14 protein-coding genes are annotated in these 16035 nt (G+C 70.4%); 6 read left to right on the top strand and 8 right to left on the bottom strand.

From position 1 onward, the window contains the following. Nucleotides 1–110 precede the first annotated feature (110 nt). Nucleotides 111–536, top strand: a complete 426-nt coding sequence (locus ACPYN5_RS04875; protein WP_424447860.1) for an OsmC family peroxiredoxin — start codon at nt 111–113, stop codon at nt 534–536. After that, nucleotides 529–1443: a TIGR01777 family oxidoreductase gene (locus tag ACPYN5_RS04870; protein ID WP_424447859.1), complete on the top strand. Its 915-nt coding sequence runs from the start codon at nt 529–531 to the stop codon at nt 1441–1443. The genes ACPYN5_RS04875 and ACPYN5_RS04870 overlap by 8 nt, the downstream gene beginning before the upstream one ends. Nucleotides 1444–1512: 69 nt before the next feature. Here ACPYN5_RS04870 and ACPYN5_RS04865 read toward each other — a convergent pair whose 3' ends face one another. From ACPYN5_RS04865 to ACPYN5_RS04840, 6 genes are all read right to left on the bottom strand, one after another. Continuing rightward, on the bottom strand, nt 1513–1962 hold the full coding sequence (locus ACPYN5_RS04865) for a hypothetical protein (RefSeq protein ID WP_424447858.1): 450 nt from the start codon (nt 1960–1962) through the stop codon (nt 1513–1515). Continuing rightward, on the bottom strand, nt 1959–2774 hold the full coding sequence (locus tag ACPYN5_RS04860) for a 4-hydroxy-tetrahydrodipicolinate reductase (RefSeq protein ID WP_424447857.1): 816 nt from the start codon (nt 2772–2774) through the stop codon (nt 1959–1961). Before ACPYN5_RS04860 ends, ACPYN5_RS04865 begins: the two co-directional genes overlap by 4 nt. Before the next feature lie 9 nt (nt 2775–2783). Continuing rightward, on the bottom strand, nt 2784–3605 hold the full coding sequence (locus tag ACPYN5_RS04855) for a sulfite exporter TauE/SafE family protein (protein ID WP_424447856.1): 822 nt from the start codon (nt 3603–3605) through the stop codon (nt 2784–2786). Nucleotides 3606–3661: 56 nt separating this feature from the next. Then, a complete protein-coding gene (locus tag ACPYN5_RS04850; protein WP_424447855.1) occupies nt 3662–4261 on the bottom strand; it encodes a histidine phosphatase family protein in 600 nt (199 codons plus the stop codon). An 86-nt stretch (nt 4262–4347) separates the two neighbouring features. Next, complete coding sequence (locus tag ACPYN5_RS04845; RefSeq protein ID WP_424447854.1) at nt 4348–5364, bottom strand: aldo/keto reductase; 1017 nt, start codon at nt 5362–5364, stop codon at nt 4348–4350. A 201-nt stretch (nt 5365–5565) separates the two neighbouring features. Further along, complete coding sequence (locus ACPYN5_RS04840) at nt 5566–7845, bottom strand: polyribonucleotide nucleotidyltransferase (RefSeq protein WP_424447853.1); 2280 nt, start codon at nt 7843–7845, stop codon at nt 5566–5568. A 289-nt stretch (nt 7846–8134) separates the two neighbouring features. Between ACPYN5_RS04840 and ACPYN5_RS04835 the strand changes: the two genes are divergently transcribed. Next, nucleotides 8135–8317 (top strand): DUF5302 domain-containing protein, encoded by a 183-nt coding sequence (locus tag ACPYN5_RS04835; protein WP_424447852.1) that lies wholly within the window; start codon nt 8135–8137, stop codon nt 8315–8317. A gap of 137 nt (nt 8318–8454) precedes the next feature. Continuing rightward, complete coding sequence (locus tag ACPYN5_RS04830; protein ID WP_424447851.1) at nt 8455–10122, top strand: HNH endonuclease signature motif containing protein; 1668 nt, start codon at nt 8455–8457, stop codon at nt 10120–10122. A 200-nt stretch (nt 10123–10322) separates the two neighbouring features. Here ACPYN5_RS04830 and ACPYN5_RS04825 read toward each other — a convergent pair whose 3' ends face one another. Then, complete coding sequence (locus tag ACPYN5_RS04825) at nt 10323–11771, bottom strand: cation:dicarboxylate symporter family transporter (protein ID WP_424447850.1); 1449 nt, start codon at nt 11769–11771, stop codon at nt 10323–10325. A 159-nt stretch (nt 11772–11930) separates the two neighbouring features. Here ACPYN5_RS04825 and ACPYN5_RS04820 point away from each other — a divergent pair, with 159 nt between their 5' ends. Further along, entirely contained in the window at nt 11931–13193 is a 1263-nt protein-coding gene (locus ACPYN5_RS04820) for a sensor histidine kinase (protein ID WP_424447849.1), read from the top strand. Continuing rightward, nucleotides 13190–13870 carry a response regulator gene (locus ACPYN5_RS04815; protein ID WP_424447848.1) on the top strand — a complete coding sequence of 227 codons (681 nt, stop codon included), beginning with the start codon at nt 13190–13192 and terminating at the stop codon, nt 13868–13870. Before ACPYN5_RS04820 ends, ACPYN5_RS04815 begins: the two co-directional genes overlap by 4 nt. 84 nt (nt 13871–13954) lie before the next feature. Here the strand turns inward: ACPYN5_RS04815 and ACPYN5_RS04810 are convergent, their stop codons facing one another. Further along, complete coding sequence (locus ACPYN5_RS04810; RefSeq protein WP_424447847.1) at nt 13955–15940, bottom strand: GDSL-type esterase/lipase family protein; 1986 nt, start codon at nt 15938–15940, stop codon at nt 13955–13957. Nucleotides 15941–16035: the final 95 nt, after the last annotated feature.

The raw sequence follows: 16035 nt of genomic DNA, 5'->3' as shown, positions 1-16035 counted from the left end.
GGACGTGTCAAGACGTTCCGGCGGAAGGGCGCCCGACCTAGGCTCGTCGCGAGCGCACACCGCGCCGTTTCGACACGGCACTCCGAGTGCCGGCTGCGAGAAGGAGAGTCATGAGCGTCACGAGCGAAGCAACCACCAGCTGGAAGGGCAGTCTGACCGAGGGAACGGGCCAGATCGCCCTCGAAAGCTCGAACCAGGGCCCGTTCGAGGTCAACTGGAAGGCCCGCAGCGAGGGGTCGAGCGCCGTCACCACTCCCGAGGAGCTGATCGCCGCGGCCCACTCGTCGTGCTTCTCGATGGCTCTTTCGCACGCGCTGGCCGAGAACGGCACCCCGCCCGAGTCGGTCGAGACGACCGCCTCCGTCACCTTCATCCCGGGCACCGGCATCACCGGCTCGCACCTGAACGTCAACGCGGTCGTCCCGGGTCTGTCGCCCGAGGACTTCGACCGGCTCGCCCAGGAGGCGAAGAGCGGATGCCCCGTCTCGGCAGCCCTCGCCGGCATCGAGATCACCCTCGAGGCGACGCTTGGCTAATCAGGGTTCGGCGGGCCGAGTCGTCGTCGCGGGCGCGTCCGGCCTGATCGGCCGCGCCCTCGTCGACGCTCTGCGCGGCGACGGGGTGGAAGTGGTCCGGCTCGTCCGTCGTGCGCCGGTCACCGCCGACGAAGTGCAGTGGTGGCCCGGCGAACGCCCCCTCGACCCGGGCGTCCTCGACGGCGCCCGCGCCGTCGTCGGTCTGAACGGGGCGAGCATCGGACGGTTCCCCTGGACGCGTTCGTACAAGCACGAGCTGGTGTGGTCGCGACTGCTCCCGACGGAGACGCTCGCGACCGCCGTGCGGGCCCTCGGATCGGATGCTCCCGTCTTCCTGTCGTCGTCGGCGGTCGGCTACTACCCGACGCGGCCCGGCGTGCGCATGACCGAGACCGCACCCCGCGGCGACACTTTCCTCGCCGACCTGTGCGGCGAGTGGGAGGCCGCGGCGCTCACGGCGCGCGAGAAGGCACGCGTCGTGCTGTTGCGCACCGCGCCGGTCGTGCATCCCGAGGCGGTGCTGAAGCCGCTCATCCTGCTGACGCGGGCGGGCATCGCGGGGCCGATCGGCCGAGGCACCCAGGTGTGGCCGTGGATCTCGCTCGTCGACGAGGTCGCGGCGATCCGCCACCTCATCGATGCCGACGTGACGGGGCCCGTCAATCTCACCGGACCCACCCGCGCCACGGCGAACGATGTCGGCTTCGCGCTGGCGATGCGGATGAACCGCCCTTACCTGGTACGCGCTCCCGAGTGGGGACTGCGCCTCGTGCTCGGGCGGGACGCGACCGAGGCGCTGCTGACCAACGACACGGATGTCGCACCGGCGGTGCTGCAGCGGTCGGGGTTCACCTTCACGCACGAGCGCGTCGAGGACGCCATCCGCGCCGTCGTCCCGTCGCGCTGAGCCGAACCGCCCGGGGGCGGCTCCGGCCGCTCCCCGGCGGATGGCTCCCGGCGGATCAGGCCGGGCTGTTCACGCGCGTCGATCCGCGCGCTCGAGTGCGATCGCGGTGCGCACCGCCTGGCGGGCACGCCGACGGTCACCGGCCCCGTCGTAGGCGAGGCCGAGACGGAACCAGGCGTGCCAGTCGTCGGGCGACTTCTCGACGGCCTCGCGATACCGCGGGAACAGCGCGTCGGCCTCGGCGCGGTTCGGCCGGCCGCTGGGCGAGAGATCGATCGCCTCGTCGGGAAGCCCGGCGTCTCTCTCGAGCCGCTTGCCGAGCCGCGAAGCGCTCATGCCGAAGCTCAACTCGCGCCACAGCGCCCAGGCCGCGATCACAGGGAGGACGACCAGCGCGACTCCCATGGCGACGCCCACCGGCTCGCCGGACGACATCAGCAAGACCGCACGCTGCGCGACGAAGAAGATGTAGAGCGCGAGGAGCGCCGACATGATCAGCGCCAGGATGCGGGTGCTCATGCGCCGGTGACGCGAGCGACCTGGCCCGGAACGTCACCTTCGTCGCCCGGTGCAGCGGCACTCCGCACGGCAGGCGGCCGGATGCCGATGTCGATGAAGCTGTCGAGCCCGACCGTGATGCCGCGCGCTTCTCGCGCTGCAGCCAGGGCGATGCGGATGCCGGGCTCGTATGCGCGCGCCGGGTCGATCGTGTCGTGAACGATCGACAGCGCCTCGCCCGGACCCGACAGGATCGTCTCCTGGCGGGCGATGACGCCCGGCCGGCGGAGCGAGTGGATCGGCACGCTCGCGACCTTCTGACCGCGCGCCCGCTGGTCCGCGTGCGGCGATTCGACCGGCCCGACCCCGGCGCGGGCGGCGGCGATGAGCTCGGCCGTGCGCACCGCGGTGCCGCTCGGCGAATCCACCTTGGTCTCGCGATGGGCTTCGATGATCTCGATCGACGGGAACAGGGCGGCCGCTGCCGCAGCCAGAGCGCTGCCGACGACCGATCCGAGTGAGAAATTGGGGATGAACACGACACCGACACCGGCGGCGTCGACGGCAGGACGGATCTGAGCGATCCTCTCCTGCGACCAACCCGACGTCCCGACGAGCACGTTGAGGCCGCGCGCGATCGCGGCGCGGACGACATCCGTCGAAACGGCCGGCGTCGACGCGTCGACGACGAGGTCGGCGCCGGCGAGCTCGTCGAGGCTGCTGCGGCTGGTCAGCACGGCCGACACCTCGAACCCGTCGGATGCCTCGATCACCTCTCGGATGATGCCGCCGAGCTTTCCGGTGCCGCCCACGAGGGCCACGCGCGTGGTCATGCGCCCAGCCTACGCGGGCGCGAACTGCACGTACGTGTCCCAGGCGAGCTTCACGACGAGGATCGACAGGACGACGAGGAACACGATCCGCACGAACCCGCTGCCGTTCTTGGTCGCCATGCGCGCGCCGATGAATCCGCCGGTCATGTTCGCGACGGCCATGACCAGGGCGAGCAGCAGCAGGATCTCGCCGTGCACCCCGTAGACGAGGAGCGCCGCGAGGTTGGTGGTGAGGTTGGCGATCTTCGCGTTCACACTCGCCTGCAGGAAGCCGTAGCCCAGCACGGCGACGAGGAGGATGACGAAGAACGAGCCGGTGCCGGGGCCGAGGATGCCGTCGTAGAAGCCGACCCCCGATCCGATGATGGCCGACCGCCAGATGATCGCCGGTCGGGACTCGTGTCGCGGTTGGTGATGCAGTCCCATCTTCGGCTTGAGCAGGGTGTAGACCGCGACCGCTACGACGGCCACGAGCACGATCGGGGTCAGGAGCTCGCGCGGAACGTAGCGGGAGAGAGCCGCACCCACTGCAGATCCGCCGAACGCGCCGGCGACGAGCGGGATCAGCAGGACCAGCTGCACCCGGATGCGGCGGAGGTAGACCCAGCTGGCCGAGAACGTCCCCGCGAACGACGACAGCTTGTTCGTCCCGAGGATGAACGGCGTCGCGACATCTTTCGGCACACCGATGACCAGAGCGGGAAGCTGGATGAGGCCTCCCCCGCCGACGACCGCGTCGACCCATCCCGCCACGCCCGCCGCGACGATGAGGAAGACCAGAGCGGATATCGACACCGGCAGCCAGTCGGCGAGCAGAGGACCATCGAGCACCGATCGATTCTCCGGCTCGGTTCGCGCCGCGTCCAATCGGCGCGGCGGACGATGCGTCAGACGGGCAGGATGTCGGGGAGGCCGGTACGCAGTTCAACCGGCAGGTGCGAGAGGTCGTTGTGCGACACCATCGTCCACGGCCGGCCGGGGCGCTGCGCGAGCACCGTGAGTCCGCAGTGCGCCTGGTTGATCGTGAGCCAGCGCCATTCCGGCGCCTGCAGCACCTCGCGGACGAACCACGCGATGACGAAGTTGTGGGTGATGAGGAGCTCGTGCGTGTCGGGTTTGCGGGCGAGGAACTCGCCCACGGCATCCGCCATCTGCGCCGCGCCCGCCTCGGTCTCGGCCTCGGTGTACGAGCCGAAGAACGGCTCGTAGGCGGCGGGCGTATCCGGCGTCATGCCGGTCGGGACGCAGTCGAACAGCAGCGACGACGCCTGCGGCGCGAGTGCGGGCAGGCGCTTGGCGACGGCGCGGGCGGTCTCTTGCGCACGCTCGAGCGGCGAGTGCCAGACAGCGTCGAGGGGCACACCGGAGATGCGATCCGCGAGCAGCTCGGCTTGACGGCGTCCGCGCGGAGACAGCGGACCATCTTCGAGGCCGTGCTCGGCGTCTTGGTGCTCTCCGTGGCGCACGAGATAGAGATACTGCGTCACAGAAGCTCGATTCGAAACGATGAACAGGGCGGGATCCACCCTACGTCACCCCTCGGACACCCGCTCCGAGCAGTCCGCGATCCGGCTCACTCGACCGCGCGCGCGATGTCGGCGAGGTGCGAGCGTCCGAGCCTGGTCCCGACGCCCTGCACGAGCTGATCGACGTGCACGGGCCGACTAGCGTTGACGATCGGCGCGGCCACGACGCGCTGGGCCAGCAGCCACGAGACCGCGATCGCGGCGGTCGGCACGGAGAGCTCCTCCGAGATGCGGTCCAACGCCTTCAGCGTCCGCGTGCCTCGACGGTTCATCCAGGCCGCCAGCTGCGATCCGCGCACCGAGGACGACAGTCCGGCACGGTCTCGGTGGCTCCCCGTGAGGTAGCCGTGCTCGAGCGCTCGCGACGGCGTGACGGCGAGTCCCTGGGCGCCGGCGATCAGACGAAGGTCGCCGTCGAAATCAGTGCGATGCAGGAGGTTGTAGGGCACATCGAGCGCCGCGAGACGCGGGTACCCGGCGGACGAGAGGATGCGGGCCTCGACGAGCTGCATCGCCGTGTACCCGGCGGCGCCGAGTGCGCGGACCTTGCCGCTGTCGACGAGCCATTCCGCGGTGGCGAGAGTGTCTTCGATCGCGGTGACGCCGTCGGTCGCGGCATCCAGATACAGCACGTCGATGCGCTCGATACCGAGGCGTCCGAGCGACGCCTCGACCGAGCGGACCAGGTTCACCGAGCCGAGCCCGGGGTGGTCGGGGTGACCCCCGACCCGGACGGCGACGACCATGTCGTGGCGGTTCCCGCGGCTCGCCAGCCATCGACCGATGATGTGCTCGCTGCGCCCCGACGCGTAGCCGTCGGACGTCTGCAGAGCGTTGCCTCCGCGCTGCACGTAGGCATCGAGCACGGCGTGGCTCGCCGCGAGGTCGATCGTCCAGCCGAATTCGGCCCCGCCGAGGATGAGCGGGAAGATGCGCATCCCGGTCTCACCGAGATCCACCCGGATGTCGGAACCGAGCGGCTTGCCGTGGACGGGGATGGGGCTCGAAGGATGCACGGCCGACGCAGCAGCCGTCGCGACCTGGGCCACCCGTTCCCCCGACATCACACACCTCCGCGTCGACGCCGAGGACTCACGAGGCGCAGCTCCTCAGCGCGCACTTCGAGAGTAGGACACGGCACGCGGGTGAGCGCGCATTGTCGCGAACGGGCCGTGAATTCCGCATAACTGTTTCATCACGGTCTGGCCGAGACGACGGATGCCCGCTCCCGAAGACGGGGGCGGGCATCCGGACGATCAGGCGTCTCAGCTTTCGGCGGGAGCCTCCGGGCTCTCGCCGGCCGCAGCCGAACCCTGCTGATCGGCCGTCTCCTCGACGACCGGCTCGAGCGACAGCTTGCCGCGGTCGTCGATCTTCGTGATGCGCACGAGGATCTTCTGACCGACGCCCAGGACGTCCTCGACGTTCTCGACGCGCTTGCCGCCGGCGAGCTTGCGGACCTCGCTGACGTGCAGCAGGCCGTCCTTGCCGGGCAGCAGCGAGACGAACGCGCCGAAGGTCGCGATCTTGACGACCGTGCCCAGGAACTGCTCGCCCACCTCGGGGTTGGTCGGGTTGGCGATCGCGTTGACCTGCGCGCGAGCAGCCTCGGCCGAGGGGCCGTCGACCGCACCGATGTACACGGTGCCGTCATCCTCGATCGAGATCTGCGCCCCGGTCTCGTCCTGGATCGAGTTGATCGTCTTGCCCTTGGGGCCGATCAGCTCGCCGATCTTGTCGACGGGGATCTGCACGCTGATGACGCGGGGGGCCGTCGGGGCCATCTCGTCGGGGCTGTCGATCGCGGCGTTCAGGACACCGAGGATCGTCAGACGCGCCTCCTTGGCCTGGGTCAGCGCGGCCGTGAGGACCGACGACGGGATGCCGTCGAGCTTCGTGTCGAGCTGGATCGCCGTGACGAACTCGCTCGTACCGGCGACCTTGAAGTCCATGTCGCCGAGCGCGTCCTCGGCACCGAGGATGTCGGTCAGAGCCGCGTAACGCGTCTCGCCGTCGACCTGGTCGGTGACCAGGCCCATGGCGATACCGGCGACGGGCGCCCGAAGCGGCACACCGGCGTTCAGCAGCGACAGGGTCGAGGCGCAGACGGAGCCCATCGAGGTCGAGCCGTTCGACCCGAGGGCCTCGGAGACCTGACGGATCGCGTACGGGAACTCCTCGCGGCTGGGCAGCACCGGCACGAGCGCGCGCTCGGCGAGGAAGCCGTGCCCGATCTCGCGACGCTTGGGGCTGCCGACACGGCCGGTCTCACCGGTCGAGTAGGGCGGGAAGTTGTAGTGGTGCAGGTAGCGCTTGCTCGTCGTGGGCGAGAGCGAGTCGATCTGCTGCTCCATCTTCAGCATGTTCAGCGTCGTGACACCCAGGATCTGGGTCTCGCCGCGCTGGAAGATCGCCGAGCCGTGGACGCGCGGGATGACCTGCACCTCGGCGTCGAGCGGACGGATGTCGGCGAGCCCACGACCGTCGATGCGGACACCCTCGCTGAGGATGCGGCCGCGCACGATCTTCTTGGTGACCGACTTGTAGGCCGCGGAGAACTCGGCGAGCGCGGATGCGGGCAGCTGCTCGGCCTCGACGGCCGCGGCGACCTCGCCCTTGACGCGGTCCTTGATCGCGTCGTCCGCGTTCTGGCGCTCCTGCTTGTCGGCGATCTGGTAGACGCCCGACAGTTCACCGTAGGCACGCTCGGCGACGAAGTCGTAGACCTCGGGCGCGTAGGGCGGGAAGACGGGGTAGACGCCCGGCTCGCGCGATGCCGACGCCGCCATCGAAGCCTGCGCCTCGACGAGCTGCTTGATGAAGGGCTTCGACGCCTCGAGTCCCTGAGCGACGATCTCCTCGCTCGGCTTGACGGCACCGCCCTTGATGAGGTTCCAGCTGCCCTCGGTGGCCTCGGCCTCGACCATCATGATGGCCACTTCACCGTCGAGCAGCACACGGCCGGCGACGGTGAGGTCGAAGACGGATTCCTCGACGGTCTTCTGGTTCGGGAACACGACCCACTGGTCCTCGTGCTCGCCGTGGCCCGGGACGAGGGCGAGGCGCACACCGGCGATCGGGCCGGAGAACGGCAGTCCCGAGATCTGCGTCGAGGCCGAAGCCGCGTTGATCGCGAGAGCGTCGTAGTACTCGCCGGGGGCGATCGAGAGGACCGTGATGACGATCTGGACCTCGTTGCGCAGGCCGTCGACGAACGACGGACGCAGCGGCCGGTCGATCAGACGGCACACGAGGATCGCCTCGGTCGAGGGACGACCCTCACGACGGAAGAACGAGCCGGGGATCTTGCCTGCCGCGTACGAACGCTCTTCGACGTCGACGGTCAGCGGGAAGAAGTCGAAGCCTTCGCGCGGGTGCTTGCCGGCGCTGGTGGCCGAGAGGAGCATCGTCTCCTCGTCGAGGTAGGCGGCAACGGCGCCCTGCGCCTGCTGTGCCAGACGTCCGGTCTCGAACCGGACGGTGCGGGTGCCGAAGCGGCCGTTGTCGAGGACGGCTTCGGCTGCGGTGATTTCTGGACCTTCCAAGAGGTCTCTCCTTCTTTGTTTAGACTCGCACGCGCGTTTCGCGCACGAGATCGTGCAAAGGAGCGGGGCAGATATGGGCGCGCGGTCAGAGCCGCGAGAACCGCCTGCGCTGGTCACCAGTCGAAGATCACCATATCCACGACCGGGATTCGATCGGGATGGGAACCCACCACAGGGGACCAGCTTCCTGCCGGATCCGCTCCATGAGCTCAGTGTTGAATTGAGCGGGTGCCGGACGGCAACCTGCCCCAGCCTACCAGCGACGCCCTCGCCTGCGTATCGTGACGGTATGAGCGAAGCAGATAAGCCCACGGGCGCAGCATCCGACGATGTGAAGCGCAAGTTCCGAGAGGCGCTCGAGAAGAAGAACGCCCAGCACCGGAAGGGCGAGGCGCACCTCGACGGCGATTCCGCCGTGCACGCGTCGCACGCGGCGGTCACGAAGCGGGAGTTCCGCCGCAAGAGCGGCTGACCTCGGACGACGCGACTCGCGCAGAAGGGGCTCGGATGCTGACGCGTCCGGGCCCCTTTTTTTCGGCATCTCCGCCGCGTGGCGGGCGGGTGTGGAAAGTCCAGGGCGATGTCGGAGGTCCGTGACAAGATTCGAACATGCATTCGAACGGGCGTCCGGACAACGGGATGGGGAGCGACGGCGACATGGACGCCCTCGCCCGACTCGTCGCGGATGCCCAAGGGGTCTCGGATTTCATCCGGGCAGGGCAGGTCCGTGAAGTGCGGGTGCTCGCCGCCGCCGGTCGGCTTGCCGAGAAGCAGACGGCGGGCGCTTCGGAGAAGGTGAAGACCCGTGAGATGGCGATGCGTGGGATCGCTGCGGAGCTCGCGGGAGTGTTCGTAGCGACCGACCGGACGCTGCAGCGGCGGATCGACGAGTCCAGGGATCTCGTGGAGAACTACCCGCTGACCCTCGCTGCCTGGGAGGCGGGCCGGATCGTGCGCGGGCACGTGCGGGTCATTCAGGACGTGGGATGCATCATCCCCGCCGACGCCCGGGGGGAGTTCGAGCGGGTCGCGATCGAGAGGTGCGAGGGCGAGACGCCGAACCGGGTCCGGGACGCGCTGCAGTTCCTGGCCGACCGGCTGCACCCCCGAACGTTCACGGAGCGCCATGAGGAAGCTGCCGCAGGGCGCTGCGTTCGCGCTCAGGCGGGGCCGGACGGGATGTCGGACCTGATCGCAACACTGCCCACCGTCATCGCGGACGGGATCGTCGACCGGTTGACTCGGCAGGCGCGCGCGATCATCAACGCGCGGCCCCACACGGACGGGGCCGGGCGTGCGGATGCGGAGGATGGCGCGGATGCTGCGGGTGCTGCGGATGCTGCGGGCGCTGCGGGCGCTGCGGATGCGGCGGATGGCGCGGTCGATGCGGATGCTGCGGGCCTGGCTGCCGAGGGATCGACGTTCGGCGACGCGGGGTTGTTCGGGACGGCCTACGCGGACGGATCGCTCGGCAATGCGTCGTCGGCCGGCGACGCATCGTCGTTCGTGGGCGACACACGCACCATCGACCAGGTCCGTGCGGACGTGTTCTCCGACCTCCTCCTCGCCGGAACACCCGCCCTCGACCCCACCGCCACCGGCGACGGCGACGGGACCCTCGGCGCGATCCGTGCGCATGTGCAGGTCGCCGTGTCCGCGCTCACGCTCATCGGACAAGACGACGGCCCGGCCGATCTGGCCGGGCGCTCCCCCATCGACGCCGCCACCGCACGCGAGCTCGCCGGCGACGCCAGCTCGTGGGACCGGCTGCTCACCCACCCCGTCACGGGCACCGTGCTGGAATGCGACTCGTACCGGCCGACCGCGGCGATGATCCGGCTGCTGCGGGCCCGTGACCGGCACTGCCGGTTCCCCGGATGCCGCCAGCCCGCGATCCGGTGCGAGATCGACCACACCATCGCAGCATCCGACGGTGGGGCGACGCACGTCTGCAACCTCGCGCACCTGTGCAAACGCCACCACGACGTCAAACACCACACCCGGTGGCAGGTCCGACAGCTCCCCGGCGGACGCCTCGTCTGGACATCACCGACAGGGCGGGTCTACCGCGAAGACGCACCACCACCCCTCGTCGCCTTCACGCCGCCGGGAGAGGAAGGCAGACCGGAATCGCCGCCACTCGCCTCCGGGCCGCCGCTCGCCTCCGGGCCGCCGCTCGCCTCCGGGCCGCCGCTCGCCTCCGGGCCGCCGCTCGCCTCCGGATCGTCGCCGGCGCCGGACCACAGGGACGCACCGCCGGATCCTCCCCCGTTCTGATCGAAGGCAGACGCAGCGACCGTCAGCGCACCCGCGCGACGATGACCACGAGCGGCAGCCGGAGGCGCGGTCGAGACTGTCGCCGTCGACCCACACGACATGCTCGACACCGGGCGTCCTTCGGCGAAGGCCAGCACGACGTTGGCCGCGGCTCCCGATGCCTCGGAGCCGCGGCCGACGATCGTCATCGATCCGGGCGGTCAGCGCGTCGCGGCCTCGCGGCGGAGGCGAGCGCGCTCCTCCTTCGCCGCGGCCTCCTCGAGGGCGGCGTCACCGAGGCCCTGGGTGTTGACGGCGCCGGTGTCATCCGACATCCCGTCGTGCCCGTGACCGGCGAGCATCGCCTCGTCGAAGGGGCGCTCCCCGCTCAGCACGGCGCGGGCCTGCTCGCGGTCGAACTCTCGCGTCCAGGTGCCGATAAGGATCGTGGCCACCGCGTTGCCGGTGAAGTTCGTGAGGGCGCGACCCTCCGACATGAATCGGTCGATACCCACGATGACGCCGACGCCGTTCACGAGGTCGGGACGGTACGCCTGCAGACCGCCGGCCAACGTCGCCAGACCGGCACCGGTGACACCCGCGGCGCCCTTCGAAGCGATGATCATGAAGACGAGCAGACCGATCTGCTCGGGAATCGACATCGGAGCGCCCATACCCGCGGCGATGAACAGCGACGCCATCGTCAGGTAGATCGCCGTGCCGTCGAGGTTGAACGAGTACCCGGTCGGAACCGTGATGCCGACGACCGGCTTCGAGACGCCGACATGCTCCATCTTCGCGATCAGGCGCGGCAGCGCCGACTCGCTCGACGACGTCCCCACGATGAGCAGGTACTCGCGGGCGAGGTACTTCATGAGGCTGAAGATGTTGATCCGCGCGACGGCGTAGAGCAGCGTGCCCAGAACCGCGACGATGAACACGATGCACGTGATGTAGAACGCGATCATCAGCACCCCGAGGCTCACGATGGCGGAGACTCCGGTCTTGCCGACCACCGCGGCGATGGCGCCGAACGCTCCCACCGGGGCGAGCCACAGGATCATGCCGAGGATGCGGAAGACCAGCGTCTGCAGGTACTTCACCGCGTTCATGATCGGCGCGCCCTTCTCGCCGAGTCCCTGGAGCGCGAACCCGACCAGCAGCGCGATGAACAGCACCTGCAGCACGCTCTCACCGGTGAAGGCCGAGAAGAAGGTGGTCGGGATGATGCCGAGCAGGAAGTCCGTCGTCGATTTCGCCTCGGCCGCAGCACCCGCGTCGTATGTTGCGCTCTGCATGTTCAGGCCCTCGCCGGGGTGGATGATGTTCCCCACGACGAGCCCGATCGCGAGTGCGAACGTCGACATGACCATGAAGTACAGCAGCGCGAGACCGCCGATACGCCCGACCGTCGCAGCCTTCGCGATCGACCCGACGCCGACCACGATCGTGCAGAAGATGATCGGCGCGATCATCATCTTGATGAGGTTGACGAATCCCTTACCGAGGGGCTCGAGCCCGACCGCGAAGGTCGGCCACACCAGACCCACGATCGCGCCGAGCACGACCGCGAGAATGACCGACACGTACAGCCACGTGTGCTTGTCCCAGGCCTGCTTGCCATTGCGGGCGTTGTAACCCGGCAGGCGGAAAGATGATGTGAGAGCCATGGTCTCCTCCAGCTGAACAGTCGTTGTCCGATGCCGACGTCTCTGTCGGTGCGGTCCCAGCGTCGGTCCGTTCCGCTCGCGTGCCGATTTGTGGTCGTATTGGTCGCGGCGCACGACCGCGAGCGCACACGACGATGACGACGAGGGCGAGGATCCGGCATGAGAAAGCGCACGCGCAGCGCCGCCTCGCTCGTGTTCGTCGCCGTGACGGTGGCCGTGGCCGTGCTCACCCTGGCCATTGCCGGCATCCTGATCGTCGACGGGCAGCGTTCCGCGCGTGGCGAGGCGGAACGCGTCACCCAGGCCGTCGCGCAGACCGTGGCCGACTCCGCTCAGGTGGCCGAGGTCTTGGCGACGGGCGACCTCGACCGCGCCTCGGCCGAACTGCAACCCCAGATCGAGCAGGTCATCGTCGACGCGCGGATCGACTTCGTGACGATCATGGACCCCAGCGGCATCCGGATCACGCACCGTGACCCCGAGCGGATCGGCGAGCGCTACCTCGGCTCGATCCCCGCCGAGGCCCGTGCCCTCACCGAGGAGTTCACCGGCACGCTCGGACCTTCGGTACGGACCATCGTGCCCGTCGAACGGGGCGGCGATGTCGTCGGATGGGTCTCGGTGGGGGTGACGATCGGCAGCATCGCGGCGACCCTGGCGCCTCGCATCCTCGTGGTGGTCGGTATCGCCATCGCCCTCCTCGCGGCGGGCCTCGTCGGAGCCGTGGTCGCGCGTCGCGCGACCCGTCAGGTCACCGGGGACCTGCCCGCCGGCGCCGTCCGCGACGCCGTCTCGTCGTTCGAGTCGCTGCGGACGCTCGGCGAGGCCCTGCGCGCTCAGACGCACGAGCACGGCAACCGCATGCACACCGCCATCGCGCTTCTCGAGCTGGGACGAACGCCCGAGGCGATCGAGATCCTCGCCGAGACCTCGAGACAGAGCCAGGTATTGGTCGATCAGGTGGCCGCGCGCCGCGACGGCGACCCGACCGTGGGCGCCCTGCTGCTCGGCAAGGCGTCGCAAGCGAAGGAGCGAGGCATCCGGTGGCGCTCGAAGATCGAGCCCGACGCGCCGCGGTCGGTGCTGTCGCCGGTCGACGCCGTGTCGGTCGTGGGTAATCTCATCGACAACGCCCTCGACGCCGCGGCCGGCGGACCGGAGCCCCGATGGGTGGAGATCAGGATGACGCGGACCCACGAGGACGAGCTCGAGATCGCCGTCGCCGACTCCGGCGCTGGCGTTCCGAGCGAGCTGCGACGCCGCATCTTCGAGCACGGATTCTCGACCAAGCCGGCGGGCGCCGAGGGACGCGGGGTAGGCCTCGCGCTCGTGGCGGCCATCGTCGATGACGCAGGCGGCCTCGTCAGGCTCGACGACGATCCGACGACCTTCCGGGTCATCCTGCCGAGGAGGGACGCATGATCGGTGTGCTGCTCGTCGACGACGAAGCGCTCACCCTCGACCTGCACCGCCGGTACGTCGAGCGCCTCGAAGGTTTCCGGGTCGCGGCCGAGTGCAGCGGTGCCCGCGCGGCGCTGCGCGCTCTGCTCGAGAGCCCGGCCGCCGGCGAGATCGACCTCGTCCTCCTCGACATGACGATGCCCGACGGCTCGGGACTCGACGTGCTGCGGCACCTCCGCGCGCGGGCGCGGGATGTCGATGTCATCGCGATCACGTCCGTGCGCGACGCGGACGTGGTGCGACAGGCGGTGGGGCTCGGCGCCGTGCAGTACCTCGTCAAGCCCTTCACGTTCGCCGACTTCCAGGAACGGATGACGCAGTACGCGCGGTACCGGGAACGCGCCAGCGAGACCACGGGAGCGGCGACCCAGGCCGAGATCGACGCCATGCTCGGCGCGTTGCGCCCGGCGACTGCGCCCGTCCCGAAGGGACTCGCCCCCGACACGCTCGAGCGCGTCTCCGCGCACCTCCGCTCGGCCGGGGCCCTGTCGGCACGCGAGGCCGCGGAGGCTCTCGGGATGTCGCGGGTCGCCGCACGCCGCTACCTCGAGCACCTCGCCGACGGCGGCCGAGCCGAGCGAGCGCAGCGCTACGGCGCTCCGGGTCGCCCCGAGGCGGAGTACCGCTGGCGGGTCTGACCTGCGCGCCCTACGCACGCAGGGCCGCTGGCCGCAGGACCGCAGAACCGCAGAACCGCAGAACCGCAGAACCGCAGGACCGGGCTACTGGGTCTGCGGCGACCGAGGGCGGTCGACCGGCCCGATCCGGATGTAGGCGGGGAGCTTCGGGGCGACGCCGTCGCCCGCCGTGCGCCCGCGCAACCGCCGCCACACCCAGGGCAGGGCGTCCCGGCGCAGCCAGGTGCCCGGCACCACCGGCTCGTCGTCGAGGTGGAAGGCCTCGTCGAGACCGGCGAGCGCTTCGGCGTGGGGCACCCCGAGCGCCTCCGCGGCGCGATATGCCGCGAGACGATGACCACGCGAGCGCAGATGCACCTTGTCATCAGCCCACAGTTCGAGGCGGGTGAGCTCGGGCACGCCCTCGAAGTCGACGAGGATCGCACCCGTGGCCGCGGCGATCGTCCGCAGCCGCGCGTTGTAGGCGGCGAAGCGTCGCGCGAAGATCCCGGCGGCGGCCCGTGCCGGAAGGAACACCGTCGCGAGCAAAACGTCGGCTCCCGATTCACGCAGGCGCCGCACGGCGATCTCGACCTCGTCGGCAACGGCCGCGACGTCGACACGTGCCTGCACGAGATCGTTCGCGCCGATCAGCACCGAGACGAGGTCGGGCCGGAGCGCCAGGCATGCCGGCACCTGCTCGTCGACCAGGTGCCGCACCCGCCGGCTGCGCACCGCGAGGTTCGCGTACTGGAATGCGGCCGTCCCGCCGCCGGTGCGCGGCGCCGCCGAGGCGAGGAGCTGCGCGAGGCGGTCCGCCCACCCCCGGTACATCCCCGCCGGCATGCGCGACGCGTCGCACAGGCCCTCGGTGATCGAGTCGCCGAGCGCGACGTACCGACGCCACAGCGGCGGCCCGTCGTTCGCCGTGGGCAGGGAGGGGCGCGGCCATACCCGCGCGCGCAGCCCGCGGTCGATCGCGTGCAGCTCCGCGGCCCGCTCGTAGTGGCCGAGCAGCGCGTCGCCGAGACTCTCCCACGTCCGCCCCGAGACGGCCGCCCGGGCAGCATCGCCGAACGCTCGGCGTTTCGCCCCGTCGCCCACCAGGTCGGCGACGCGGCCGCGGAGGTCCGCCGCGTCGCCCGGCCGGTACAGCCAGCCGTCGACGCTGCTGCGGACGAGGTCGAGCGGGCCGCCGCGCCCGGTCGCGACGACCGGGACGCCGCTCGCCTGGGCCTCCTGGATCGTCTGCCCGAAGGTCTCGCTCTCACCGGGATGCACGAACACGTCGAAACTCGCCATCGCGGTGGCGAGTTCGTCGCCGTGCAGATGCCCGAGGAAGACGGCATCCGGCAACAGCAGTTCGAGGCCGGCGCGGGAGGGGCCCTCGCCCACGATCACGAGGCGGACGCCCGGCAGCGAGCTGAGCGCGGCGAGGTCTTCGATCTGCTTCTCCGGCGCGAGTCGCCCGACATAGCCGACGACGACCTCGCCCTGCGCGGTGCCGGGCACCACTCGGGCCCGCCACGCCTCGTCGCGCCGGTGCGGCGCGAAGCGGATGCCGTCGACGCCGCGACCCCAGATCGCGACGCGGTCCACGCCGAGGTGTTCGAGCTGCCGTCGCGCCGCGTCGGCCGGAGCGAGCGTCAGGGTGGCGCGGCGGTGGAGGCGCCGCACGTGACCTGCAGCGAGCGCCGTCGCGTGCGGTAGACCGTAGCGTTCGGTGTACGCGATGACGTCGGTCTGGTAGACCGCGACCGACGGCAGATCGAGTCCCTCGGCAGCGAGCAGGCCCTGCCAGCCGAGGACGAACGGCGATGCGAGGTGCACGACGTCGGGCCGGAACGCCCGCAGCGCGCGGGTGACGGAAGCGACGGGCGGAGCCGCGACACGGACGGCGGGATACCGCGGCATGGGTACTGAGGGCACCGATCGACCGGGCACCGCGAGCGGATGCCCCCGCCCGGCGCCCGGCGCGACGACGAAGGCCTCGTGCCCGCGCCGTTCCAGGTGCGCCAGCACCTGCAGGACGGACCCGGTGACCCCGTTCATGTGGGGCAGGAAGGACTCGGTGACCACCGCGACTCTCACGAGACCAGGGTGTCGCCGCCGGCGCCCTCGCGCCCACCGGAAAGGGCATGATCGCGCACTGTTCACGCGATCCTCCGCGGCCCGTCACCTCGCGG

Source organism: Microbacterium arborescens (genome assembly GCF_049707515.1).
GTDB classification, from domain to species: Bacteria; Actinomycetota; Actinomycetes; order Actinomycetales; family Microbacteriaceae; genus Microbacterium; species Microbacterium arborescens_B.
Note: the sequence above shows the minus strand (reverse complement) of the source record. Positions and strands in the feature narration are given on the sequence as shown.

Bases quoted from the DNA above. Each gene is read 5' to 3' on its own strand.
- ACPYN5_RS04815 (WP_424447848.1), top strand. From the start codon at position 13,190: ATGATCGGTGTGCTGCTCGTCGACGACGAAGCGCTCACCCTCGACCTG.
- ACPYN5_RS04835 (WP_424447852.1), top strand. From the start codon at position 8,135: ATGAGCGAAGCAGATAAGCCCACGGGCGCAGCATCCGACGATGTGAAG.
- ACPYN5_RS04845 (WP_424447854.1), bottom strand. From the start codon at position 5,364: ATGTCGGGGGAACGGGTGGCCCAGGTCGCGACGGCTGCTGCGTCGGCC.
- ACPYN5_RS04830 (WP_424447851.1), top strand. From the start codon at position 8,455: ATGCATTCGAACGGGCGTCCGGACAACGGGATGGGGAGCGACGGCGAC.
- ACPYN5_RS04865 (WP_424447858.1), bottom strand. From the start codon at position 1,962: ATGAGCACCCGCATCCTGGCGCTGATCATGTCGGCGCTCCTCGCGCTC.
- ACPYN5_RS04860 (WP_424447857.1), bottom strand. From the start codon at position 2,774: ATGACCACGCGCGTGGCCCTCGTGGGCGGCACCGGAAAGCTCGGCGGC.
- ACPYN5_RS04820 (WP_424447849.1), top strand. From the start codon at position 11,931: ATGAGAAAGCGCACGCGCAGCGCCGCCTCGCTCGTGTTCGTCGCCGTG.
- ACPYN5_RS04875 (WP_424447860.1), top strand. From the start codon at position 111: ATGAGCGTCACGAGCGAAGCAACCACCAGCTGGAAGGGCAGTCTGACC.
- ACPYN5_RS04825 (WP_424447850.1), bottom strand. From the start codon at position 11,771: ATGGCTCTCACATCATCTTTCCGCCTGCCGGGTTACAACGCCCGCAAT.